General features: G+C 58.3%; 1 protein-coding gene. It reads left to right on the top strand.

What is annotated here, in order from left to right; all coding sequences use genetic code 11:
• The first annotated feature begins 94 nt into the window (after positions 1-94).
• Positions 95-709: a tyrosine-type recombinase/integrase gene (locus PROAA_RS13335; RefSeq protein WP_186411812.1), complete on the top strand. Its 615-nt coding sequence runs from the start codon at positions 95-97 to the stop codon at positions 707-709.
• The last annotated feature ends 58 nt before the right edge of the window (positions 710-767 follow it).

Below are 767 nucleotides of genomic sequence, written 5' to 3'. Positions count from 1 at the left end.
TGGCCGAATGTACTCATAGCGCATCGCGCCGGAAAGCCGCCCGTCGCCCAGAAGGAGAACAATCAGACTCCGATCAACAACGAAGGAGTCTGAAATGGAATCCAATCACCACCGGGAACCCTGGAACAAAGGCAAATTGGTTGGGCAGAAGCCGCCGCTGAAGCCGAAGGACATCTGGGCCATCCGAATTAACCTACAGAACGCGCATCAGGTTCGAGACCTGGCCATGTTCAACCTAGCGATCGACAGCAAACTGCGCGGCTGCGACCTCGTCAATCTCCGCGTCCGCGACATCGCGCACGGAAACCAGGTCTTGGCCCGGGCGATGGTCATTCAGCGGAAGACCCAAAGGCCGGTTCAATTTGAGCTGACCGAACCGACCAGAGCAGCAGTCACGGCATGGCTCGAGAAGGCGAAGTTGAGGCCAGAACAATGCCTTTTCCCCAGCCGGCTCGCCAAGTCACCGCATGTTTCTACGCGGCAGTACGCCCGGATCGTCCATCACTGGGTTGCCGCCATCGGCCTCGATCCGACGGTCTATGGCACGCACACGATGCGGCGAACAAAGGCCACGCTGATCTATAAACGCACGAAAAACCTGAGGGCAGTGCAGATATTGCTCGGCCATTCCAAACTGGAAAGCACCGTTCGATACCTCGGAATTGAGGTGGATGACGCGCTGGAAATCTCGGAGCAGACCGAGATTTAACGGTCTCAGGCCCGGTCGCACGCTCGTCAGTTCAAATGGCGGCGTGCGGCCGCTTTCC

Origin of the sequence: Candidatus Propionivibrio aalborgensis, assembly GCF_900089945.1 — a bacterium.
GTDB lineage: Bacteria > Pseudomonadota > Gammaproteobacteria > Burkholderiales > Rhodocyclaceae > Propionivibrio > Propionivibrio aalborgensis.
Note: the sequence above shows the minus strand (reverse complement) of the source record. Positions and strands in the feature narration are given on the sequence as shown.